Source organism: Stenotrophomonas sp. Steno-Z10-HUANG, from assembly GCF_056393075.1.
The window spans coordinates 29,945-50,553 of sequence record NZ_JBWJPA010000009.1 but is presented as its reverse complement, the minus strand read 5'-3'; the positions used below and the strand labels follow the sequence as shown (position 1 = coordinate 50,553).

Below are 20,609 nucleotides of genomic sequence, written 5' to 3'. Positions count from 1 at the left end.
CTTCCGGGGCGCAATGGGGAACACCGCGATGAACCTGCTCGACGGCGTGCGCGTGCTCGACCTGTCGCGCATCCTGGCCGGGCCGTGGGCCACCCAGGTGCTGGCCGATTTCGGCGCCGATGTCATCAAGGTCGAGCGCCCGGGCGTGGGCGACGACACCCGTGGCTGGGGGCCGCCGTTCCTCAGGGACGCCGCGGGCAATGACACCACCGAGTCGGCGTACTACCTGTGCGCCAACCGCGGCAAGCGTTCGGTCGCCATCGACTTCACCCAGCCGCAGGGGCAGGCGCTGATCCGCGCGCTGGCCGCGCGCTGCCAGGTACTGGTGGAAAACTACAAGGTCGGCGGGCTGGCGAAGTACGGGCTGGACTACGCCAGCCTGCGCGCGCTCAACCCGGCGCTGGTGTACTGCTCGATCACCGGTTACGGCCAGGACGGGCCTTACGCGCGACGCGCCGGCTACGACGCCGCCATCCAGGCCATCGGCGGATTGATGAGCGTGACCGGTGAACCCGACGACGCGCCCGGCGGTGGCCCGCAGAAGGTGGGCGTGGCCGCGACCGACCTGATGACCGGCATGTACGCGGCCACCGCGATCCTGGCGGCGCTGCGCCATGCCGAACGCACCGGCCAGGGCCAGCAGATCGACCTGGCGCTGCTGGACACGCAGGTGGCGTGGCTGGCCAACCAGGCGTCCAACTGGCTGGTCGGTGGCCAGGTGCCGGGCCGCCAGGGCACCGCGCACCCGAACATCGTGCCGTACCAGGTGATGCCGGCGGCCGATGGCCATTTCATGCTGGCGGTGGGCAACGACGCGCAGTTCGCGCGCCTGTGCGAGGTGATCGGCACCCCGGAGCTGGCCGCCGATGCCCGCTATGCGACCAACAGCGGGCGGGTGGCGCATCGCGCCGCACTGGTGCCGCTGCTGCAGCAGCGGCTGCGCACGCGCAGCGCCGGCGAATGGCTGCAGGAGCTGGAACGGGCGCAGGTGCCGGCCAGCCCGGTCAACCGCGTCGACCAGGTCTTCGACGATCCGCAGGTCCGCGCGCGCGGACTGCGCATCGACCTGCCGCATGCGGCGGGCGGCAGCGTGCCGGGGGTGCGCAACCCGGTGCGGTTCTCGGCTACGCCACTGCAGTACCGGCAGGCCGCCCCGGTGCTGGGGCAGCACACCGCGCAGGTGCTCGAAGAGGTGCTGTCGCTCGATGCCGGCCGCCTGCGGGCGTTGCAGGCGGCGGGCGTGGTGGGCGGCGGGTGAGTCCGCCGCCACCGGGGGTCAGGGAATTATTTCCGGCCGGCTGATGCCGGTCTTGCGCATGACGTCCATGCTGCGCTCGCGCGCGGCGGCGCGTTCGGCGACCGTCATGCAGATGGTCTGCGGGCGATTGCTGCCGGTTGGCACTTCCCGGCGGCACACCAGGCGGCTGTCCGCCCTGGCCTTGGCAAGCAGGGTGTTGACCAGTTCCTGGTCGTTGACCACGTCCGCCTGCGCGGCCGGATGCAGGCCGGACAGGACGCCGTCGCTGCCCAGCTTTTCCTGGATGCGCGACAGCGCATTGACCACCTGCGCATGGTCGGCCGGTTTCAGTTCGCTGTAGATCTTGTGCCCGGCCAGCTCGGCCTGGATGCGCTCGATCTGCGCGGCCGTGGGCCGGGTGGTGTCGATGACCGGGTTCGCCGAGGCGCGGAGCGGGCCCAGGGCCACCAGGCCGATCAGCCCGATGGCAATTGCGATGCGCTGCATTGATCCTTCCATTGATTGGCGCATGGGTATGCGGGGCCGGCGAGCATACCGGAGCGGCGCCGCCTTTCGCCGTTGCCGGGCGCTGCGGTTACTGGCCGCCGGCGAAGCCGTGCTGGCGCCAGGCCTCGAACACCACCACGGCGACCGAGTTGGACAGGTTGAGGCTGCGGTTGTCCGGCTGCATCGGCAGGCGCAGGCGATGGCCGGCGGGCAGGGCGTCGAGCAGTGCCTGTGGCAGGCCGCGCGTTTCCGGGCCGAACAGGAAGGCGTCGCCGTCGGCAAAGTGCACCGTGTCGTAGCGCACGCTGGCGCGGGTACTCATGGCGAACAGGCGGCTGGGCGCGATCCGCGCCAGCGCGGTGTCCAGGTCCGGATGGACCTGCAGGCGCGCGTATTCGTGGTAATCCAGGCCGGCCCGCTTGAGCTGCCTGTCGCTGAGGTCGAAGCCGAGCGGTTCGATCAGGTGGAGCCGCGCGCCGGTGTTGGCGCAGAGCCGGATCACGTTGCCGGTATTGGGCGGGATCTCGGGCTGGTACAGCAGTACATGGAAAACGGGGGCGACGGTCATCGGCGCAGTTTACGCCGTGGCAATCCGGCTAGGACCTGTCCGCGCCGCTGCAGCCTGCCGCGGGCGAAGCGGTGCTGCGTGCCTGGTACCGCCGTGGCACGGACAGGTCCGGATCGCGATGACGACTCACTTGGCGACCATCCCGTTGGCGACCTGGCCCAGGGTATCGCTGGCCAGCTCGGTAGCCAGCGCCTTGACCTGCTGGGCGTCCGGGCGGACGGTGATGGCCGGCAGCGAGACCATCCACTGGCCGATGCTGGCGCCGATCGCCACCGGGGTGTGTGCGGCCAGCTGGGCGGCGGCCTGCTCGGCGGCCAGTTCGACGATCTGGCCGGCGGTCGGGCGCACCTGCACCGAGGACAGGGTCGGGATGGCGCTGGAACGTTCGTGCTCGGCCTGGGCCAGCTGGTCGGCGGACGGACGCACCTGCACGGTTTCCAGGGTGACGATGTTGGATGCATGCGCGGAGGTGGCGAAGCCGGCGGCAAGCGCGAAGGCGATGGCGATGGATTTGGTGTTCATGGCGGGCCTGTTTGGTGTGTGTGAGCGGTGGTGTGGTAGTAAGGTAGTACACCAAATCTCGGGACGCAAGTGATTTTTTGCTTTCCGTTGATTTGTTCAGCGTCCAGTCATGTTTTGTTTGATCCGGCTGCGCTGCAGGTAACCATGAAGCAGGATGCGTGCCACATTTATCCTGTTGATTATTATGTGTTTTATCTCGATGCACGGTGTCCGCTGTCCGGACGGCGGCGTCGGTGACCGGCGTCCGCGGACATCCGCGCGGCCGTGAATGCCGCAGCGGTCATGACCCACGCAGGCCGCGCGGAGGGGAGACGCGGCGCGACAGGACCGCCCCCGTGCCGATCCCCCCCCATGACCCATGGCGTATGCGGCCGGCCGGCCCGGGCGGTTAGGATCGGCGTTCATATTCATTGCTCAAGGAAAGTGGGATGAACGCAGCAACACCCCGGACCGCGCTTCTCGCCACCGCGCTCGGCCTTGCCCTGGGCGGATTCGCCGGCCTGCCCCTGCCGGCCGCCGCCAAGGCACCCGCCCCGGCCACGGCCGTGGACATCCCGTTCGAGGAGTTCACCCTGCCCAACGGCCTGCGCGTGGTGGTGCACACCGACCGCAAGGCGCCGATCGTGGCGGTCAACATCTGGTACCACGTCGGCGCCAAGGACGAGCCGTCCGGCCGCACCGGTTTCGCCCACCTGTTCGAGCACCTGATGTTCCAGGGCAGCGAGAACCACCACGGCGAGTTCTTCGAGCCCTTCAAGCAGGTCGGCGCCACCGACCAGAACGGCACCACCAACACCGACCGCACCAATTACTTCCAGAACGTGCCCACCACCGCCCTGGACATGGCGCTGTGGATGGAGTCCGACCGCATGGGCCACCTGCTCGGCGCGATCGACCAGGCCGCGCTCGACGAGCAGCGCGGCGTGGTGCAGAACGAGAAGCGCCAGGGCGAGAACCAGCCCTATGGCCAGGTGTGGGACAAGCTGACCCGAGCGCTGTACCCGGCCGGCCATCCGTACCACCACGGCGTGATCGGTTCGATGAACGACCTCAACGCCGCCTCGCTGGAAGACGTCAAGACCTGGTTCCGCACCTGGTACGGCCCGAACAACGCGGTGCTGGTGCTGGCCGGCGACATCGACGTGGCCACCGCCAAGGAAAAGGTCGCCCGTTACTTCGGCGACATCCCGGCCGGCCCGACCATGGCCCAGCCGAAGGTGGACGTGGCCAAGCGCGCCGCCTCCACCCGCGAGGTGATGACCGACAAGGTGCCGCAGGCACGCATCTACCGCGCCTGGAACGTGGCCCAGGTCGGCACCACCGACATCGACCAGCTGCAGCTGTTCGCGCAGGTGCTCGGTGGCGCCAAGTCCTCGCGCCTGGACCAGCGGCTGCTGCACCAGGACAAGCTGGTGGACAACATCGGCACCATGGTCGGCCCGTCGCAGCTGGGCTCGAACTTCATCATCATGGCCACGGTCAAGCAGGGCGTGGACCCGGCCAAGGTCGAAGCGGTCATCGACGAGGAACTGAAGCGGCTGGTGGCCGACGGCCCCAGCGCCGAGGAGCTGGCGCGCGCCAAGACCGCGTTCCGTGCCGGCTTCATCCGCGGCATCGAGCGCATCGGCGGCTTCGGCGGCAAGGCCGATGCGCTGGCCGAGTGCGCCGTGTACGAGGGCGACCCGGGTTGCTTCCGCGCCTCGCTGTCCAACATCCAGAACGCCAGCGTCGCCGACCTCAAGGCGGTCGGCGCCAAGTGGCTGGGGGTGGGAGACCACACCCTGGTGGTCGAGCCGGGCGAGCGCGTGGCGCTGGCCGAGCTGCCCTCGGGCAAGCCCGCGCCGTTCAACGTGCCGGCGGTCGACCCCAAGTACCGCGTGCTGCCCTCGCAGGTGGACCGCAGCGCCGGCGTGCCGCAGACCGCGACCTTCCCGGAGCTGAAGTTCCCGCAGCTGCAGCGCGCCACGCTGAAGAACGGCACGCGGGTGGTGCTGGCCGAACGCCATGACATCCCGGTGGTGCAGTTCAGCTACGAGTTCCCGGGCGGATTCACCGCCGACCAGGGCCGCAAGCCGGGCACCGCCAACTTCACCATGGGCATGCTCGACGAAGGCGCCGGCAAGCTCGGCTCGCTGGCCTTCGCCGATGCCGCCGACGCGCTGGGTGCGCGCATCGGCGCCGGCGCCTCGCTCGACGGCGCCAATGTCTACCTGTCGGCGCTGAAGGAGAACCTGGCGCCGTCGCTGGCGCTGTATGCCGACGCGCTGCGCGCGCCGCGCTTCGACCAGAGCGAGATCGACCGCATCAAGGCCACCTGGATCGCCGGCATCAAGCAGGAGAAGGTCAACCCGAACGCGGTGGCGATGCGGGTGTTGCCGCCGTTGCTGTACGGCAAGGGCCACCCGTACGCCATCCCGTTCACCGGCAGCGGCGACGAAGCGGCGATCCAGGCGCTGGGCCGCGAAGACCTGCTGTCCTTCCACAAGGACTGGGTGCGCCCGGAGAACGCCACCCTGGTCGTGGTCGGCGACACCACGCTGAAGGAGATCGTGCCGCTGCTGGACCGCCAGCTCGGCGACTGGAAGGGCGAGGGCCCGGCGCCCAAGGTGGCCGCACCGGCTGCGGTCGCGCGCCCGGACAAGGCCCGCGTGTACCTGATCGACCAGCCCGGCGCGGTGCAGGCCAACCTGTTCGCCGGCCAGGTGGTGCCCTCCACCATGGACGCCGGCGCGACCCGCTTCGACATCGCCAACGGCGTGCTGGGCGGCGACTTCACCTCGCGCCTGAACATGAACCTTCGCGAGGACAAGCACTGGTCCTACGGTGCCCGTTCCAGCGCCAGCGGCGCGCTGGGGCAGCGGCCGTGGATGGCGGTGGCGCCGGTGCAGATCGACAAGACCGGCGACGCGATGAAGGAAATGCAGGCCGAGATCAGCCAGTTCGCCAGCGGCCAGCGGCCGCCGACGACGGACGAAGTCGCCCGCATCCGCAACATCCAGACGCTGAGCCTGCCGGGCGCCTACGAGACCGCCTCGGCGGTGATGAACACCATCGGCGGCATCGTGCGCTACCAGCGCCCGGACGACTACGTGTTCAAGCGCAAGGCCGAGATCGAGGCGATGACCCCGGCGCAGGTGGCCGAAGCGGCGCGGACGCTGGACCCGGCGCGGCTGACCTGGGTGGTGGTGGGCGACCTCAAGCAGACCGAGGCACCGGTGCGTGCGTTGGGCCTGGGCGAGGTGACCGTGATCGACAGCGACGGCAACCCGGTGCCGGCCGCCAAGTGATGCAGCACCATCGCGGCCCGCTCCCCCGCGAGCGGGCCGCGGATCATCACCGATTCATCCATGCCCGGCACAATCCGTTCCGATTCCAACAAGGACCTGTCCATGCGCGCTCTGCTCCTTACCGCCCTGATTGCCAGCACCGCCGCCTGCACCTGGGTGCCGATCGAAAGCGGTGGCAAGGCGGTGCGCGTGCTGCCGGCCGGTCCGGTGGCGCCGGGCTGCGTGGCCAAGGGCGAGATCGTGGTCTCGGTCAAGAGCAAGGTCGGCTTCTACAACCGCAACCCGCTGCGCGTGCAGGAAGAGCTGGAAACCCTGGCGCGCAACGAGGCGCCCAGTGCCGGTGCCAACGCGATCCAGGCCCTGGCCGCGCCGGCCGACGGCAGCCAGCGCTACGCCGCCTGGCAGTGCCGCTGACGCGACGCGCGCGGGCCCGCGCCAGCGTCGCCCGCCCGCGTTGGGCGGGGCCGCCACCGGCGTACGCGGCGCCCGGAAGCACGCCCGCTGCCGGGCATCCGGCCGATCGGGTGCTGGTCCGCTCCCCATACGCAGCGGCCGCAAACCGTTAAAGATGCGTCAAACCCGGGCAGCCGCTAGAATGGCGCCCCCTTCGCCTGAGTCCTGGCGCCTTCCGATGCCCTTCCAGAATGTCTCCATCGCGGGACTGGCGCATGTCGACGCGCCGCATACCCTGACCTCCAAGGAAATCAACGAGCGTCTGCAGCCGACGCTGGACCGTCTGGGCATCCGTGCGGACATGCTGGGCGATGTCGCCGGCATCCATGCGCGCCGCCTGTGGGACCCGGGTATGCAGGCGTCCGACGCGGCCACCCTGGCCGGGCGCAAGGCGCTGGAGGATGCGGGCGTGTCGCCGGACCGTATCGGCCTGCTGGTCAACACCTCGGTCAGCCGCGACTACCTGGAGCCGTCCACCGCGTCGATCGTCTCGGGCAACCTGGGCATCGGCGAGGACTGCGTCACCTTCGATATCGCCAACGCCTGCCTGGCCTTCATCAATGGCATGGACGTGGCCGCGCGCATGATCGAGCGCGGCGACATCGACTATGCGCTGATCGTCGACGGCGAAAGCTCCAACCTGGTCTATGAAAAGACCCTGGAGCGGATGAGCGCGCCCGACGTCACCGCGCAGCAGCTGCGCGACGAGTTCGCCGCGCTGACCACCGGCTCCGGTGCCGCCGCCATGGTGCTGGCCCGCGCCGAGCTGGTGCCCGACGCGCCGCGCTACAAGGGCGGCGTGACCCGCGCGGCCAACCAGTGGAACAAGCTGTGCGTGGGCAACCTCGATCGCATGGTCACCGACACCCGGCTGCTGCTGATCGAAGGCATCAAGCTGGCCACCAAGACCTTCGAGGCCACCCGCCAGGCGCTGGGCTGGGCGGTGGACGAGATCGACCAGTTCGTCATCCACCAGGTCAGCCAGCCGCATACCAACGCCTTCATCAAGGCGTTCGGCATCGACCCGAAGAAGGTGATGACCATCTTCGGCGAGCACGGCAACGTCGGTCCGGCGTCGGTGCCGATCGTGCTGAGCAAGCTGCGCCAGCTGGGCAAGCTCAAGAAGGGCGACCGCGTGGCGCTGATGGGCATCGGCTCGGGCCTGAACTGCACCATGGCCGAGGTGGTCTGGTAAGCCAGCGGCTGCGTTGCCGCAATGGCCCGCCCGGCCGTACCGGTGTGAGCCCGTGAAACGCCCGCAAGCCGCACTTGCGGGCGTTTTGCGTGACAGCACCCGCCGCGCAGGTCGGCGCCAGCCAGGCGCCTGGCGGAGGCGGGGCCCGGCCCGTACTACCGGGGCGGGAGCGCGTGGCGCGATCCCCGGACCTGTGCCGGGCCGGAGAGGCCGGCAGTGCATCCCCGGCCCGGTGTCGCGCGTTCGTGCTGGCCGTGGCTCCGTCGCCCGGCAGCGACCGGTTGGGCACGCTTGCCGGGCGCGCTCAGTTCAGCCCACAGCACTTCTTGTATTTCTTTCCGCTGCCGCAGGGGCAGTCGTCGTTGCGGCCGGGTCCGGCGTCGCGGCGGATCGGCACGCGCGGGGTCAGGGTATCCACGCGGTGGTGGTTGAGGTCGGCCAGCATCGCCGGCAGTTCCATGCAGATATCCAGGCGTTCGCGATAGCTGACCCTGGCCGGCGGGGCGTCGGGGTTCTCCGGATCGATCCGTTCGCCGCTGGCCAACTGGTCGAGCAGGTCGAAGATCTCCTCGATCCATGCGTGTTCGTCCAGCCACGCGTCCCATTGCGCTTCATGCAGCATGACCGCGGTGAAAAAGCCCATCGCCCAGTCCCGGCCGACATCCAGCTCGGATTCGTCCAGGGCTTCCTCGGCCTGCTCCGGGTCCTCCGGCAACCACATCAGCGGCGCGAGGTGGTCGGGCAGGTCGTCGCCCTCGAACCGCGCGCGCGCGGCGCACATGTTCCAGTGGCCCATCAGCAGGTTCTGTACCTGCAGGGCTTCGTCCTCGTCGTTCCAGCGCGGTGCCTGGCCGCCCCAGACCTGCGGCTGCCATTGGCCCGGCGGTGCAGCCACCGGCGCGACCACCAGGGCCGACAGGAAGCCGTCCAGCGCTTCGAGGTTGAGGCCCTTGAAGGGCACCGCGCGCTGTTCGAGCAGGCTGGACAGCCGTTCGATCTGGTGGTCGTCGAGGAAACTGGGAGGCGTGGACATGGCGGCCGCTCGGTGGGGTGGGCGTGCATGGTAGTCGCTGCGGGCCTGGATCCCGCATCCGCGCGGATCGCAGCGGATCGGACCGGCAGGCGCGACGTTCCGCTTTAGCGGTATCCGGCGCTGGCCGGCATGGGGATCGCGGTGCTCGGCCGGCTCAGCCGGCCAGCGCGTCGGCCACCCGCGCGCGCAGTACCGGCAGCAGGTCGCTTTCGAACCACGGGTTGCGCACCAGCCACAGCCGGTTGCGCGGGCTGGGGTGGGGCAGCGGCAGCACGCCGCGCTGCAGGTGCTGGCGCCAGGCCTGCACGGTCCCGGTGAGCGTGCGGCCACGTCGGTCGCCGAGCAGGCCGGCCTGTGCGTACTGGCCGATCGCCAGCGTAAGGCGCAGTTGTTCCAGCCGTGGCAGCAACTGCGGATGCCACGTGGGGGCGCATTCGGGGCGCGGCGGCAGGTCGCCGTTGCTGCCGGTGCCGGGGAAGCAGAAGCCCATCGGCACGATGGCGACCCTGGCGGCGTCGTAGAACGTCGGCCGGTCGATGCCCAGCCAGTCGCGCAGGCGCTCGCCGCTGGGATCGTTGAAGGGAATGCCGCTCTCGTGCACCTTGCGCCCCGGTGCCTGGCTGACGATCAGCAGGCGCGCGCCCGGCGAGGCCTGCAGCACCGGCCGGCAGCCCAGCGGCAACTGCGCCTGGCAGAGCCGGCAGGCGCGGATGCGTGCCATCAGCGCATCGAAGTCGTGCATGTCCTTCTTCCTCTCCCATGGCTGGAGGCGTGCGCGGGCGGTACGCCTGTGCCTGGATTATGCTCGGAGCGCGAAGCGCGCTTGCCGGCTTCGCGCTATCGAGCCATCAGGGGGCGTCATGGAAAACAGGGACAACGACAAGGGTGCTGCGGTGGAGAAGGGCGATCCGCCGGCACGGCAGGGGATGGTCCGGCGCGCGCTAGGCTGGTACTGGGGGCAGCGCGACAGCGCGAGCAAGGGCGAACCGGTCAAGCGCACGCTGGTGGCGCTGGCCCTGCTCGCGGTGGGCGTGGCGGGCAGCGAGGCCTATGGCCATGTGCGCGACAAGTTCCGCGATCCGGACGCCTATCTGGTGCGCATGAAGGAAGACCAGGACGCCGCGTTCAAGAAACTGCAGGACAGCCTGGGCGCGCTCGGCAGTTCGGTGGACGGCGGCGGACGCGCGGCGCTGGCCGAGGTGAAGGGGGCGGTCGGGGAGATGAAGGCCATGAACGCGGGCCTGTTCGCCCAGCTGTCGCTGGCCAGGCAGGAGAACGAGCGGCTGTCGCAGGTGGCCGGCCGGCAGTCGGGGGTCCAGGGCGGTTACGACATCATCCTGTCCGAGAACACGGGGATGGCGCTGGACGCGTCGTCGGTGCTGGGCGTGCAGATGATCCGCTCCTCCAGCGCCCAGGTCAGCATCAGCGCGAGTGGGCAGGACGACCAGACCAAGTGGCTGAAAAGCGGGGATTCCATCGCCTACCAGAGCGCGGCCGGGCAGAACTGCCGGGTGATCCTGCTGTCGATCGGGTCCGCCTCGTCGGCGTCGTTCAAGACGAGCTGCGGCTGAACGGCGCGTCCGAACTGGTCAATCCGGCGGTTTGGCACGACAATCTGCCGCGCCCGCAACGGGCCATCCGTCCATCGTCCGCCGCCGGCAGCGTCCGCGGCGGACGTATCCGATCCAGACAGGTCCGCGCTTGAACTTTCCCGGTTACCCCGCCACCCGCCACCGTTTCGATGTCCGCCCCGGCCTGTCGATGAACTACATCGACGCAGGCCCGCGCGACGGCGAGGTGGTCGTGATGCTGCACGGCAATCCGTCGTGGAGCTACCTATGGCGGCACCTGGTCAACGGCCTGAGCGATAAATATCGCTGCATCGTCCCCGACCACATCGGCATGGGCCTGTCCGACAAACCGGACGACAGCCGCTACGACTACACCCTGCAGTCGCGGGTGGACGACCTCACCGCGCTGCTCGACCACCTCGGCATCCGCGGACCGGTGACGCTGGCGGTGCATGACTGGGGCGGCATGATTGGCTTCGGTTGGGCGCTGTCGCACCACGCCCAGGTCAGGCGGCTGGTCATCACCAATACCGCCGCCTTCCCGCTGCCGGCGGAAAAGCCGATGCCGTGGCAGATCGCCATGGGCCGGCACTGGAAACCGGGCGAGTGGTTCATCCGCACCTTCAATGCGTTCTCGGCCGGCGCCTCGTGGCTGGGCGTGTCGCGGCGCATGCCGGCCGACGTACGCCGCGCCTACGTGGCGCCCTATGACAGCTGGGCCAACCGCATCGCCACCATCCGTTTCATGCAGGACATCCCGCTGTCCCCCGCCGACAAGGCCTGGCCGCTGCTGGAGCGCGCCGCCGCGGCGCTGCCGTCCTTCGCCGACCGCCCGGCGTTCATCGCCTGGGGCCTGCGCGACATCTGCTTCGACCACCACTTCCTTGCCGGCTTCCGCAAGGCCTTGCCGCAGGCCGAGGTGATGGCCTTCGAGGACGCCAACCACTACGTGCTCGAAGACAAGCACGTCGTCATCGTGCCGGCGGTGCGCGCCTTCCTGGAGCGCAATCCGCTCGACTGAGCCTCGGCGTGCCCCTGCCCTGCTCCTGCAACGCGACGGCCTGGCGCCATCTGCGACCAACGAAGCGCCCCCTTGGGTCAAGGGCGCGCGCCGACAGGCGCGGGGGATCTGGAAAAGGGTGAGCCGGGGCCCGCGGTCTGCAATGCAAACCGTGGGGTGGCGTAGCGCGAATCCGCGCTCAAGCCGCGCGCGGCGAGGACGGGCTGTTGCCGCTGTCGTCCGGATGGTCGTCGTTGTCGGCGTCGTCGCGCCAGCGCCAGTCGGCCAGGGTCAGCGGCGCCATGCCATGGGCGATGCGCGCGCGGTCGCACTGCGAACTGGCCTTGCCGTATTCCCACGAGGCATCGACCTCGCGGCACACGCTGGGGCGGTTGGGGTGGATGCTGCAGCGCGAATACACGCCGATCTCCGAATCCAGCGCCACGCAGCGGATCGGGTCCGAATAGGTGCCGCGCATGCACAGCCGGTGCGCATCCAGGCGTTCGGTCAGCTGGTGCGGCACGCCGCCTTCGGTGACCTCGTCCGATTCCATCCAGTGGAAGGCGACGCGGTACTGGGTGCAGCAGGCGCCGCAGGTGAGGCAGGGATGGAGCATGGCGGCCGGCCTTCGGGCGGCGGTGCGGGCGGGAGGAGGTGGAAAATTTTCCACGCGGCCGGGCCACGCGCAAGAATTTTCTTCAGCGGCGACAATAGGAAGATGAACGAACCGTGCAACATCGCCGCGCGCCTGCCGCAACTGGCGCGCGAACGGCCCGACCAGATCGCCATCCGCTGCCCCGGCCGGCCCGGCGCCGGCGGCATGGCCGCCTACGACGTGGCCCTGGACTACCGCACCCTGGATGCCCGCAGCGACGCCATCGCCGCCGGCCTGGCCGCCCATGGCATCGGCCGTGGCGTGCGCACGGTGGTGATGGTGCGCCCGGGACCGGCGTTCTTCCTGCTGATGTTCGCCCTGTTCAAGATCGGCGCGGTGCCGGTGCTGGTCGACCCCGGCATCGACCGCCGCGCGCTGCGCCAGTGCCTGGACGAGGCGCAGCCGCAGGCCTTCGTCGGCATCGGCCTGGCGCACGTGGCGCGGCTGCTGCTGGGCTGGGCGAAATCGGCCACCCGGCTGGTCACTGTCGGCCCCCGCTGGGGCTGGGGTGGCACCACCCTGGCGAAGATCGAGGCGGCCGGCGCCGGTGCCGGCAGCCAGTTGGCCGACACCGCGCCCGACGACGTCGCCGCGATCCTGTTCACCAGCGGCTCCACCGGCGTGCCCAAAGGCGTGGTCTACCGCCACCGTCACTTCCTCGGCCAGGTCGAGCTGCTGCGCAATGCGTTCGGCATCGAGGCCGGCGGCGTGGACCTGCCGACCTTCCCGCCGTTCGCGTTGTTCGACCCGGCGCTGGGGCTGACCAGCGTGATTCCGGACATGGACCCGACCCGGCCGGGCAGCGCCGACCCGCGCCGGCTGCACGACGCCATCGCCCGCTTCGGCGTGACCCAGCTGTTCGGCTCGCCGGCGCTGATGCGGGTGCTGGCCGAGCACGGCCAGCCGCTGCCGACGGTGACCCGGGTGACCTCGGCCGGCGCGCCGGTACCGCCGCAGATCGTGGCGAAGATGCGCGGACTGCTGCCGGCGCACGCGCAGTTCTGGACGCCCTACGGCGCCACCGAATGCCTGCCGGTGGCGGTCATCGAAGGCCGCGAGCTGGAGGACACCCGCGAGGCGACCGAAGCCGGCGCCGGCACCTGCGTCGGCCGCGTGGTGGCGCCGAACGTGGTGCGCATCATCGCCATCGACGACGCGCCGATCCCCGACTGGAGCGGCGTACGCGAACTGCCGGCCGGGCAGGTGGGCGAGATCACCGTCGCCGGCCCCACCACCACCGACAGCTATTACAACCGCCCGCAGGCCACCGCCGCGGCCAAGATCCGCGAGGCGCTGGGCGATGGCGGCGAACGCATCGTGCACCGCATGGGCGATGTCGGCTGGTTCGACGACCAAGGCCGGCTGTGGTTCTGCGGGCGCAAGACCCAGCGCGTGGAAACCGCCACCGGGCCGCTGTACACCGAACAGGCCGAGCCGGTGTTCAACACCGTACCCGGCGTGCGCCGCACCGCGCTGGTCGGCGTCGGCGAGTTCGGCAGACAGTTGCCGGTGCTGTGTTACGAACTGCTGCCCGGCGCCGATGCGGCCACGGTCGAGCCACAGCTGCGCACACTGGCCGCACGCCACCCGCACCTGGCTGGCATCGGCCATTTCCTGCGCCATGCCGGGTTCCCGGTCGATATCCGCCACAACGCCAAGATCGGCCGCGAGAAACTCGCCGCCTGGGCCGCCACGCAACTGAAGGAACACGCATGAAGATCCTGGTCACCGGTGGCGGCGGTTTCCTCGGGCAGGCGCTGTGCCGCGGGCTGGTCGAGCGCGGACACGAAGTGCTCAGCTTCAACCGCGGCCATTACCCGGCGCTGGCCACGCTGGGGGTGGGCCAGATCCGCGGCGACCTGGCCGATGCCAGCGCCGTGCGCCATGCCGCCGCGGGCGTGGATGCGGTGTTCCACAACGCCGCCAAGGCCGGTGCGTGGGGCAGCTACGACAGTTACTTCCAGGCCAACGTGGTGGGTACCCGCAACGTGCTCGATGCCTGCCGCGCGCACGGCATCGGCCGGCTGGTGTACACCTCCACGCCGAGCGTGACCCACCGCGCCACCCATCCGGTGGAGGGGCTGGGCGCGGACCAGGTGCCCTACGGCGAGGATTTCCAGGCACCGTATGCGGCCACCAAGGCCATCGCCGAACAGGAAGTGCTGGCCGCCAACGGCCCGGAGCTGGCGACCGTGGCGCTGCGCCCGCGGTTGATCTGGGGCCCGGGCGACAACCAGCTGGTGCCGCGCCTGGCCGAGCGCGCCCGCGCCGGACGCCTGCGCTTCGTCGGCGACGGCCTGAACAAGGTCGATACCACCTACATCGACAACGCCGCGCAGGCGCACTTCGACGCCTTCGACCACCTGGTGGCGGGCGCGGCCTGCGCCGGCAAGGCCTACTTCATCTCCAACGGCGAGCCGTTGCCGATGCGCGAGCTGCTCAACAAGCTACTCGCGGCGATGGGCGCGCCGCCGGTGGAGAAGTCGATTTCGTTCAAGGCGGCCTACCGCATCGGCGCAGTGTGCGAAACGCTGTGGCCGCTGCTGCGCCTGCGCGGAGAGCCGCCGATGACGCGCTTCCTCGCCGAGCAGCTGTGCACGCCGCACTGGTATTCGATGGAACCGGCGCGCCGCGATTTCGGTTACGTGCCGCGGGTATCGATCGAGGAGGGCCTGCGCCGGCTGCGCGACAGCGTACGGGCGGCCGGCTGAGGCACGCTGGCGCCCATCATCTGGCGATCACGTCCCCGTCACCGTGCCGCCACCGCGCTTTGCCGAGGATGGAGCCCGGGTTCTCACACAAAGGGAGATGCTGATGCTCCACTACGCCGTCGTGTTCTTCGTCATCGCCATCATCGCCGCGCTGCTGGGTTTTTCCGGCATTGCCGGCGCCGCCAGCAACATCGCCTGGATCCTGTTCGTGGTGTTCCTGGTCCTGGCGGTGATCTCGCTGTTCCGCAAGAAGGGATGACCCCGCAGGCGCAGGGATGGCCCCCGCTCAGGGCGTGGGGCCAGTTTCCTGCGGCAGCCTGCGCTGGAGGACGGGCAGCCCGGCCAGGCACAGGGCCGCGAACACGCCCCCGGCCCAGAAGGTCGCCGACGGCCCCCAGGCATCCCACAGCGCGCCGGCGATGAGGCTGGCCGCGAGCAGGGCGACGCCGCTGACCAGGTTGAACATGCCGTAGGCGGTCCCGCGCAGGTCGGCCGGCGCGGTGTTGGCGACCATCACCGACAACAGCCCCTGGGTCATGCCCATGTGGATGCCCCACAGCGCGACGCCGGCGATCACCATGCCCCAGTGCCGCGCCGTCGCCAGCAGCACGTCGGACACGATGAGCACGGCCAGGCCCCCGCCCAGCAGGTGGACATGGCTCAGCCGGTCGGAAAGCCTGCCGAACGGGTAGGCGCTGGCGGCATAGACCAGGTTCATCGCCACCATCACCAGCGGCACCAGCGCCACCGCGATGCCCACCTGTTGGGCGCGCAGCACCAGGAACGCTTCGCTGAAACGGGCCAGGGTGAAGACCGCGCCCAGTGCCACCACCCACCAGTACGTCCCGTGCAACCGGCGCAGATTGTCGCGGCGGATCGGATTGCCGCGCCGCACGCCGTCCTGGCGCGGCGGTTCGCGCACGCCCAGCGCCAGCACCGCCACCGCGAGCAGCCCGGGAATCACCGCCACCCAGAACACCGCGCGGAAATCGTTGGCCCACAGCAGCATCAGTCCCACCGCCAGCAACGGCCCGACGAACGCACCGACGGTGTCGAGCGACTGCCGCAGCCCGAACGCGGCGCCGCGGATCGCGGCCGGGGTGATGTCGGCGATCAGCGCGTCGCGCGGTGCGCCGCGAATGCCCTTGCCGACCCGGTCGGTGAGGCGCGCGGCCACGATGAGCCCGGCGCCGGGGGCGAGGGCGAACAGCGGTTTGCTGAAAGCGCCCAGCGCATAGCCCAGCAGCGCCAGCGCCTTGCGCCTGCCCAGCCAGTCGCTGAGCACGCCGGAGAACACCTTGACGATCAGCGCGGTGGCCTCGGCCAGCCCTTCAATCAGGCCGACCGCCAGCGCCGTGAGGCCGAGCGTGCCGACCATGAACATCGGCAGCAGGCTGTGGATCATCTCCGAGGAGATGTCGGTCAGCAGGCTGACCAGGCCCAGCGCCCAGACCATGGCCGGGATGCGCGGCAATGGGCGTGGGGGCTGGGCGGCCATGCGCGCAACGGCTCCCGGTCAGGCCCGCGGCGCGCGATGGCCGGCGGCGCGGGCGGCCATCATCAGGCGCCGGTGATCGAGCTGCGCAGCGCCTTGTCGGCGGCGTGGCGCTCCAGCGCCAGCTCCACCAGGCGGGTGATCAGCGCGGTGTAGTCCAGCCCGCTTGCGCCCCACAGCTTGGGATACATGCTGATGCGGGTGAAGCCGGGCAGGGTGTTGATCTCGTTGATGACCACCTCGCCGGCCGGGGTCAGGAACACGTCCACCCGGGCCATGCCGGCGCAGTCCAGCGCCTGGTAGGCACGGATGGCGATGGCGCGGATGCGCTCCTGCGCCTCGGCCGGGATGTCGGCCGGGATCACCGTCTCGGCGCCGTTGGCGCTGATGTACTTGGTGTCGTAGGCGTAGAAGTCGTCGTGCACCACCACCTCGCCGCAGACGCTGGCCTCGGGGTGGTCGTTGCCGAGCACCGCGCACTCGATCTCGCGGCCGACGATGGCCGATTCCACCAGTACCTTGTGGTCGAAGGACAGCGCCAGCGCCATCGCGCGGGCGAACTCGCCGGCATCGCGCACCTTGCTCACGCCCACCGACGAACCCTGGTTGGCCGGTTTGACGAACAGCGGCGTGCCCAGCCGCGCGACCAGCGTGTCGTAGTCGGCGCTGGCCGCGGTGGCGCGGCTGAAGCACACGAACGGCGCCACCGGCAGGCCGGCATCGCGCAGCAGGCGCTTGGCCACGTCCTTGTCCATCGCCACCGCCGAGCCGAGCACGCCGGAGCCGACGAAGGGCAGGTTGGCCATGCGCAGCAGGCCCTGCAGCGAGCCATCCTCGCCCAGCGTGCCGTGCACGATCGGGAACACCACGTCGATCTGCGCCAGCGCCGTGGCCGGGTCGCTGGGCACCAGCTGCGCCTGCTCGCGGCCGGGCAGCACCGCCAGCGCGTTGCCGGAGCGGTTCAGCGCGATCTTCGCCGGGTCGCCGGGGTTGAGCAGGAACTGCTGCGGGTCGCTCAGGTGCCAGTGGCCCTGCTTGTCGATGCCGATCAGGCTGACGTCGAAGCGCTCCTTGTCCAGCGCGTCGAGGATGTTCTTCGCCGACTGCAGCGAGACCTCGTGTTCGGCCGAACGACCGCCGAAGATGATGCCGACCCGGGTCTTGCCCATTGCCTGTTGCTCCTGCCGATTGCACTGATGCGGGTGTGCATAGCATGGGGGAATGGCCGGGAATGGGGAACAGGCAAAGGCGCGGACGGGCTCGCCGGTGCCCGGTGCGTTCACCTGCCCGCCCCGGTGCGCGGCACCCCCCGCCCGCCGCGCCCGGGCAGTCCGCGTTCGCCATTCCCGCGTTCCCGCTTCGGTAGAATGCCGCGCATGCCTGCATCCCCCTTCAAGTTCATCAAGCCGCTGGCCGGCCGCGCGCTGGAAACGGCGCTCAACCGTGCGCTGGCGCTGGACCCCGATACCCGCGCCGCGCTGGCGCCTTTGGACGGCCGGCGCATCGCCCTGACCCTGGAGTCGCCCGCGCTGGCGCTGCAGATCGGGGTGGCCGGGCAGCGCCTGACGGTCGGCCCGGTGGACGCCGCGCAGGAGCCGGACCTGGCCGTGCGCAGCACCCTGGGCGGGGTGTTGGCGCAGCTGCCGCTGCTGGCCAACGCGCGGCGCAGCGCCGGCGCGGCACCGGCCGGGCGGGTGAAGGTATCCGGCGACGCCGAACTGGCGCGGCGCCTGCAGCAGCTGGCCACGCGTTTCGATCCGGACTGGCAGCAGCCGTTCGTGGCGGTGTTCGGCGAGGTGCTGGGGGTGCAGGTGGCGCAGACCCTGCGCGCGGCGCTGGTGCAGGCCCGTCGCAGCGCCACCGACCTGGCCCGGACCGCGGCCGAATACGTGACCGAGGAATCGCGCGACGTGTTGCCGCGGGCCGAACTGGATGCCTTCCACGATGACGTCGATGCGATCCGCGACGACGTCGAACGCCTGGCCGCGCGCGTGGCCAGGCTGCGCAGCGGGGGCCGGGCATGAAGGCGACCCGCGCGATGTTCCGCGCCAGCCGCATCGGCCGGGTGATGCTGCGCTACCGGCTCGACGACCTGTTCGACGGTACCCCGGCCGAACGCTGGCTGCGCATCGCCAGGCCATTCGTGCCGCGCGCGCGCGGCGACATCGCCTCGCTGCCGCGCGGCGCGCGCCTGCGCCTGGCGCTGCAGGAGCTGGGGCCGATCTTCGTCAAGTTCGGGCAGATCCTGTCCACCCGCCGCGACCTGGTGCCGCCGGACGTGGCGGTCGAACTCACCCTGCTGCAGGACCGGGTGCAGCCGTTCGACGGCGAGCGCGCGCGGCAGATCGTCGAGCAGGCGCTGGGCCGGCCGGTCGCCGAGGCGTTCGCCAGCTTCGACACCGTGCCGCTGGCGTCGGCCTCGATCGCGCAGGTGCACGCGGCCACCCTGGCCGGCGGCCGCCAGGTGGTGGTCAAGGTGCTGCGCCCGGACATCGAACGGCAGATCGACGCCGACATCGCGCTGCTGCGTTCGCTGGCCGCGCTGGTCGAGCGCACCCACCCGCGTGCGGACAAGATCCGCCCGCGCGAGGTGGTGGCGGAAATCGAGACCACCCTGGCCGCGGAGCTGGACCTGCAGCGCGAGGGCGCCAACGCCAGCGTGCTGCGCCGCTTCTGGCAGGACTCGGACGACCTGTACGTGCCCGAGGTGATCTGGAGCCACACCGCCGAGCGCGCGCTGACCCTGGAGCGGGTCTGGGGCATTCCCTCGGACGACATCGCCGCGCTGGACGTGGCCGGCATCGACCGCAGCGCACTGGCCGCCAAGGGCGTGCGCGTGTTCTACACGCAGGTGTTCCGCGACAACTTCTTCCATGCCGACGCGCACGCCGGCAACATCTGGGTCGACACCGATCCGGCGCGGCGCGACAACCCGCGCTTCATCGCGCTGGATTTCGGCATCATGGGCCAGCTCTCGGAAGAGGACCAGTACTACCTGGCCGAGAACTTCATGGCCATCTTCAACCGCGACTACCGGCGCATCGCCGAACTGCACGTGCAGGCACGCTGGATGCCGGCCACGGTGCGCATCGACGACCTGGAGGCGGCGGTGCGCGCGGTGTGCGAGCCGTACTTCACCCGCCCGCTGTCGCAGATCTCGCTGGCCGAAGTGCTGCTCAAGCTGTTCCGCACCGCGCAGCGCTACCAGCTGACCCTGCAGCCGCAGCTGATCCTGCTGCAGAAGACCCTGCTCAACATCGAGGGCGTGGGCCGCCAGCTCGACCCGCAGATCGACATCTGGGCGGTGGCCCGGCCGGTGCTCGAGCGCATCCTGCGCGAGCGCTACAGCCCGCGCCGCGCGCTGCGGGAACTGCGCCGCCGGTTGCCGGAGATCATGACCCGCACCCCGGACATGCCGGTGCTGGTGCATGCCTGGCTGCGCCAGCAGGTCGAGGGCCAGCATGCCTTGTCGATGCGCTCGCGCGACATCGTCAACCTCGACCACACCCTGCAGCGCATGCAGCGGCGCGTGGTCACCGCGGTGGCCGGTGCCGGCCTGCTGGTGGTGGCGGCGCTGCTGCACGGCCTGCATGCCGGCGGCCCGCAGTGGGCCACGGTGCCGCTGTGGTCGTGGATCAGCGGCGGCGTGGGTGCGCTGGCGCTGGCCTCGGCATGGCTGCGGCGATGAGCGCCGGCGCCGCCACGGCAGCCACGGTCGTCAGCAACGCGCGCATCGACCGGGACCGCTTCACCGGTGCCACGGTTGCCAGCACGCATTTCCGCAACTGCGATTTCTCCGGTGCCGACCTGACTGGCACGACGTTCGTGAACTGCGTTTTCTACGATGCGGACACCCAGGCCGGTTGCCGCTTCAACGGCGCCCAGCTCAAGGAGGCCCGTTTCCGCCAGTGCGACCTGAGCCTGTGCGGTTTCGCCTTCGCCAAGGCGCTCGGGCTGGAGATCGTGGAATGCCGGGCGCAGGGCGCGGATTTCTCCAGGGCCAGCTTCATGAACCAGATCACCGCGCGCAGCTGGTTCTGCAGCGCGGTGATCCGCCAGTCCAATCTTGCCTATGCCGATTTCTCCGGGGTGACGCTGGAGAAGTGCGCGCTGCCGGACAACCGCTGGACCGGCGCCAACGTCGCCGGTGCGAGCTTCAGCGGCTCGGACCTGTCCGGCGGGGATTTCTCGGCGCTGGACTGGCGCTCGGCCGACTTCACCCACTGCGACCTGACCGCCTCGGAACTGGGCGACCTGGACCTGCGCGTGGTCGACCTGGAAGGTGCGCGGCTGGACACCCTGCAGGTCGCGCAGCTGATGCTGCGCATGGGCATCACCGTCGCGCCGATGAAGTCCTGACGCCCGGCGTCTTCCC

General features: G+C 70.5%; 20 protein-coding genes. 12 read left to right on the top strand and 8 right to left on the bottom strand.

The window, feature by feature from the left end:
• Positions 1-28: 28 nt before the first annotated feature.
• On the top strand, positions 29-1,258 hold the full coding sequence (locus AC06E6_RS12565) for a CaiB/BaiF CoA transferase family protein (RefSeq protein ID WP_240212506.1): 1,230 nt from the start codon (positions 29-31) through the stop codon (positions 1,256-1,258).
• 18 nt (positions 1,259-1,276) lie between these two features.
• On the opposite strand, the gene AC06E6_RS12560 is transcribed toward AC06E6_RS12565, so the two are convergent.
• From AC06E6_RS12560 to AC06E6_RS12550, 3 genes are all read right to left on the bottom strand, one after another.
• Positions 1,277-1,744, bottom strand: coding sequence for a hypothetical protein (locus AC06E6_RS12560; protein WP_161614466.1), 468 nt, complete (start codon positions 1,742-1,744; stop codon positions 1,277-1,279).
• An 88-nt stretch (positions 1,745-1,832) separates the two neighbouring features.
• Positions 1,833-2,312: a tRNA (cytidine(34)-2'-O)-methyltransferase gene (locus tag AC06E6_RS12555; RefSeq protein WP_478061560.1), complete on the bottom strand. Its 480-nt coding sequence runs from the start codon at positions 2,310-2,312 to the stop codon at positions 1,833-1,835.
• Positions 2,313-2,438: 126 nt separating this feature from the next.
• Positions 2,439-2,834 carry a hypothetical protein gene (locus tag AC06E6_RS12550; protein ID WP_104939877.1) on the bottom strand — a complete coding sequence of 132 codons (396 nt, stop codon included), beginning with the start codon at positions 2,832-2,834 and terminating at the stop codon, positions 2,439-2,441.
• Positions 2,835-3,262: 428 nt separating this feature from the next.
• Between AC06E6_RS12550 and AC06E6_RS12545 the strand changes: the two genes are divergently transcribed.
• The 3 genes from AC06E6_RS12545 to AC06E6_RS12535 all read left to right on the top strand — a co-directional run bounded on the left by AC06E6_RS12545 (position 3,263) and on the right by AC06E6_RS12535 (position 7,769).
• Positions 3,263-6,121: a M16 family metallopeptidase gene (locus AC06E6_RS12545; protein WP_478061558.1), complete on the top strand. Its 2,859-nt coding sequence runs from the start codon at positions 3,263-3,265 to the stop codon at positions 6,119-6,121.
• A gap of 102 nt (positions 6,122-6,223) precedes the next feature.
• Complete coding sequence (locus AC06E6_RS12540) at positions 6,224-6,535, top strand: DUF4156 domain-containing protein (RefSeq protein ID WP_104939875.1); 312 nt, start codon at positions 6,224-6,226, stop codon at positions 6,533-6,535.
• Between the two features lie 217 nt (positions 6,536-6,752).
• Entirely contained in the window at positions 6,753-7,769 is a 1,017-nt protein-coding gene (locus AC06E6_RS12535) for a 3-oxoacyl-ACP synthase III (protein ID WP_161614477.1), read from the top strand.
• A 304-nt stretch (positions 7,770-8,073) separates the two neighbouring features.
• Here AC06E6_RS12535 and AC06E6_RS12530 read toward each other — a convergent pair whose 3' ends face one another.
• Together AC06E6_RS12530 and AC06E6_RS12525 are read right to left on the bottom strand one after the other, a co-directional pair.
• On the bottom strand, positions 8,074-8,802 hold the full coding sequence (locus tag AC06E6_RS12530; protein ID WP_161614478.1) for a UPF0149 family protein: 729 nt from the start codon (positions 8,800-8,802) through the stop codon (positions 8,074-8,076).
• A gap of 154 nt (positions 8,803-8,956) precedes the next feature.
• Positions 8,957-9,544, bottom strand: a complete 588-nt coding sequence (locus tag AC06E6_RS12525; protein WP_478061556.1) for a uracil-DNA glycosylase family protein — start codon at positions 9,542-9,544, stop codon at positions 8,957-8,959.
• A 118-nt stretch (positions 9,545-9,662) separates the two neighbouring features.
• Between AC06E6_RS12525 and AC06E6_RS12520 the strand changes: the two genes are divergently transcribed.
• Complete coding sequence (locus AC06E6_RS12520) at positions 9,663-10,373, top strand: hypothetical protein (RefSeq protein ID WP_478061554.1); 711 nt, start codon at positions 9,663-9,665, stop codon at positions 10,371-10,373.
• Between the two features lie 130 nt (positions 10,374-10,503).
• Positions 10,504-11,394, top strand: a complete 891-nt coding sequence (locus AC06E6_RS12515; protein ID WP_478061552.1) for an alpha/beta fold hydrolase — start codon at positions 10,504-10,506, stop codon at positions 11,392-11,394.
• A gap of 178 nt (positions 11,395-11,572) precedes the next feature.
• On the opposite strand, the gene AC06E6_RS12510 is transcribed toward AC06E6_RS12515, so the two are convergent.
• Positions 11,573-11,989, bottom strand: coding sequence for a YkgJ family cysteine cluster protein (locus tag AC06E6_RS12510; protein WP_104939872.1), 417 nt, complete (start codon positions 11,987-11,989; stop codon positions 11,573-11,575).
• A gap of 102 nt (positions 11,990-12,091) precedes the next feature.
• Between AC06E6_RS12510 and oleC the strand changes: the two genes are divergently transcribed.
• From oleC to AC06E6_RS12495, 3 genes are all read left to right on the top strand, one after another.
• Positions 12,092-13,744, top strand: a complete 1,653-nt coding sequence (gene oleC / locus AC06E6_RS12505; RefSeq protein ID WP_240212500.1) for an olefin beta-lactone synthetase — start codon at positions 12,092-12,094, stop codon at positions 13,742-13,744.
• Positions 13,741-14,739, top strand: a complete 999-nt coding sequence (gene oleD, locus AC06E6_RS12500; RefSeq protein WP_240212499.1) for a 2-alkyl-3-oxoalkanoate reductase — start codon at positions 13,741-13,743, stop codon at positions 14,737-14,739. Before oleC ends, oleD begins: the two co-directional genes overlap by 4 nt.
• A 103-nt stretch (positions 14,740-14,842) precedes the next feature.
• The gene (locus AC06E6_RS12495) at positions 14,843-14,998 is read left to right on the top strand and encodes a DUF1328 domain-containing protein (protein WP_161614482.1); all 156 of its coding nucleotides are present in this window, start codon (positions 14,843-14,845) and stop codon (positions 14,996-14,998) included.
• Positions 14,999-15,025: 27 nt separating this feature from the next.
• On the opposite strand, the gene AC06E6_RS12490 is transcribed toward AC06E6_RS12495, so the two are convergent.
• Both AC06E6_RS12490 and ddlA read right to left on the bottom strand, forming a co-directional pair.
• On the bottom strand, positions 15,026-16,237 hold the full coding sequence (locus AC06E6_RS12490; RefSeq protein WP_240212498.1) for an MFS transporter: 1,212 nt from the start codon (positions 16,235-16,237) through the stop codon (positions 15,026-15,028).
• A gap of 62 nt (positions 16,238-16,299) precedes the next feature.
• The gene (ddlA, locus tag AC06E6_RS12485) at positions 16,300-17,403 is read right to left on the bottom strand and encodes a D-alanine--D-alanine ligase (RefSeq protein ID WP_104939868.1); all 1,104 of its coding nucleotides are present in this window, start codon (positions 17,401-17,403) and stop codon (positions 16,300-16,302) included.
• Positions 17,404-17,610: 207 nt separating this feature from the next.
• On the opposite strand from ddlA, the gene AC06E6_RS12480 reads away from it, so the two are divergent.
• Genes AC06E6_RS12480 through AC06E6_RS12470 form a run of 3 tightly spaced genes read left to right on the top strand, consistent with a single transcriptional unit; the run spans position 17,611 to position 20,593 of the window.
• A complete protein-coding gene (locus AC06E6_RS12480) occupies positions 17,611-18,258 on the top strand; it encodes a ubiquinone biosynthesis accessory factor UbiJ (RefSeq protein ID WP_240212496.1) in 648 nt (215 codons plus the stop codon).
• Positions 18,255-19,922 carry a ubiquinone biosynthesis regulatory protein kinase UbiB gene (ubiB, locus tag AC06E6_RS12475; RefSeq protein WP_240212495.1) on the top strand — a complete coding sequence of 556 codons (1,668 nt, stop codon included), beginning with the start codon at positions 18,255-18,257 and terminating at the stop codon, positions 19,920-19,922. The genes AC06E6_RS12480 and ubiB overlap by 4 nt, the downstream gene beginning before the upstream one ends.
• A complete protein-coding gene (locus AC06E6_RS12470) occupies positions 19,919-20,593 on the top strand; it encodes a Qnr family pentapeptide repeat protein (RefSeq protein ID WP_240212494.1) in 675 nt (224 codons plus the stop codon). Before ubiB ends, AC06E6_RS12470 begins: the two co-directional genes overlap by 4 nt.
• Positions 20,594-20,609: the final 16 nt, after the last annotated feature.

Bases quoted from the DNA above. Each gene is read 5' to 3' on its own strand.
- AC06E6_RS12565 (WP_240212506.1), top strand. From the start codon at position 29: ATGAACCTGCTCGACGGCGTGCGCGTGCTCGACCTGTCGCGCATCCTG.
- AC06E6_RS12560 (WP_161614466.1), bottom strand. From the start codon at position 1,744: ATGCAGCGCATCGCAATTGCCATCGGGCTGATCGGCCTGGTGGCCCTG.
- AC06E6_RS12555 (WP_478061560.1), bottom strand. From the start codon at position 2,312: ATGACCGTCGCCCCCGTTTTCCATGTACTGCTGTACCAGCCCGAGATC.
- AC06E6_RS12550 (WP_104939877.1), bottom strand. From the start codon at position 2,834: ATGAACACCAAATCCATCGCCATCGCCTTCGCGCTTGCCGCCGGCTTC.
- AC06E6_RS12545 (WP_478061558.1), top strand. From the start codon at position 3,263: ATGAACGCAGCAACACCCCGGACCGCGCTTCTCGCCACCGCGCTCGGC.
- AC06E6_RS12540 (WP_104939875.1), top strand. From the start codon at position 6,224: ATGCGCGCTCTGCTCCTTACCGCCCTGATTGCCAGCACCGCCGCCTGC.
- AC06E6_RS12535 (WP_161614477.1), top strand. From the start codon at position 6,753: ATGCCCTTCCAGAATGTCTCCATCGCGGGACTGGCGCATGTCGACGCG.
- AC06E6_RS12530 (WP_161614478.1), bottom strand. From the start codon at position 8,802: ATGTCCACGCCTCCCAGTTTCCTCGACGACCACCAGATCGAACGGCTG.
- AC06E6_RS12525 (WP_478061556.1), bottom strand. From the start codon at position 9,544: ATGCACGACTTCGATGCGCTGATGGCACGCATCCGCGCCTGCCGGCTC.
- AC06E6_RS12520 (WP_478061554.1), top strand. From the start codon at position 9,663: ATGGAAAACAGGGACAACGACAAGGGTGCTGCGGTGGAGAAGGGCGAT.
- AC06E6_RS12510 (WP_104939872.1), bottom strand. From the start codon at position 11,989: ATGCTCCATCCCTGCCTCACCTGCGGCGCCTGCTGCACCCAGTACCGC.
- oleC (WP_240212500.1), top strand. From the start codon at position 12,092: ATGAACGAACCGTGCAACATCGCCGCGCGCCTGCCGCAACTGGCGCGC.
- oleD (WP_240212499.1), top strand. From the start codon at position 13,741: ATGAAGATCCTGGTCACCGGTGGCGGCGGTTTCCTCGGGCAGGCGCTG.
- AC06E6_RS12495 (WP_161614482.1), top strand. From the start codon at position 14,843: ATGCTCCACTACGCCGTCGTGTTCTTCGTCATCGCCATCATCGCCGCG.
- AC06E6_RS12490 (WP_240212498.1), bottom strand. From the start codon at position 16,237: ATGGCCGCCCAGCCCCCACGCCCATTGCCGCGCATCCCGGCCATGGTC.
- ddlA (WP_104939868.1), bottom strand. From the start codon at position 17,403: ATGGGCAAGACCCGGGTCGGCATCATCTTCGGCGGTCGTTCGGCCGAA.
- AC06E6_RS12480 (WP_240212496.1), top strand. From the start codon at position 17,611: ATGCCTGCATCCCCCTTCAAGTTCATCAAGCCGCTGGCCGGCCGCGCG.
- ubiB (WP_240212495.1), top strand. From the start codon at position 18,255: ATGAAGGCGACCCGCGCGATGTTCCGCGCCAGCCGCATCGGCCGGGTG.
- AC06E6_RS12470 (WP_240212494.1), top strand. From the start codon at position 19,919: ATGAGCGCCGGCGCCGCCACGGCAGCCACGGTCGTCAGCAACGCGCGC.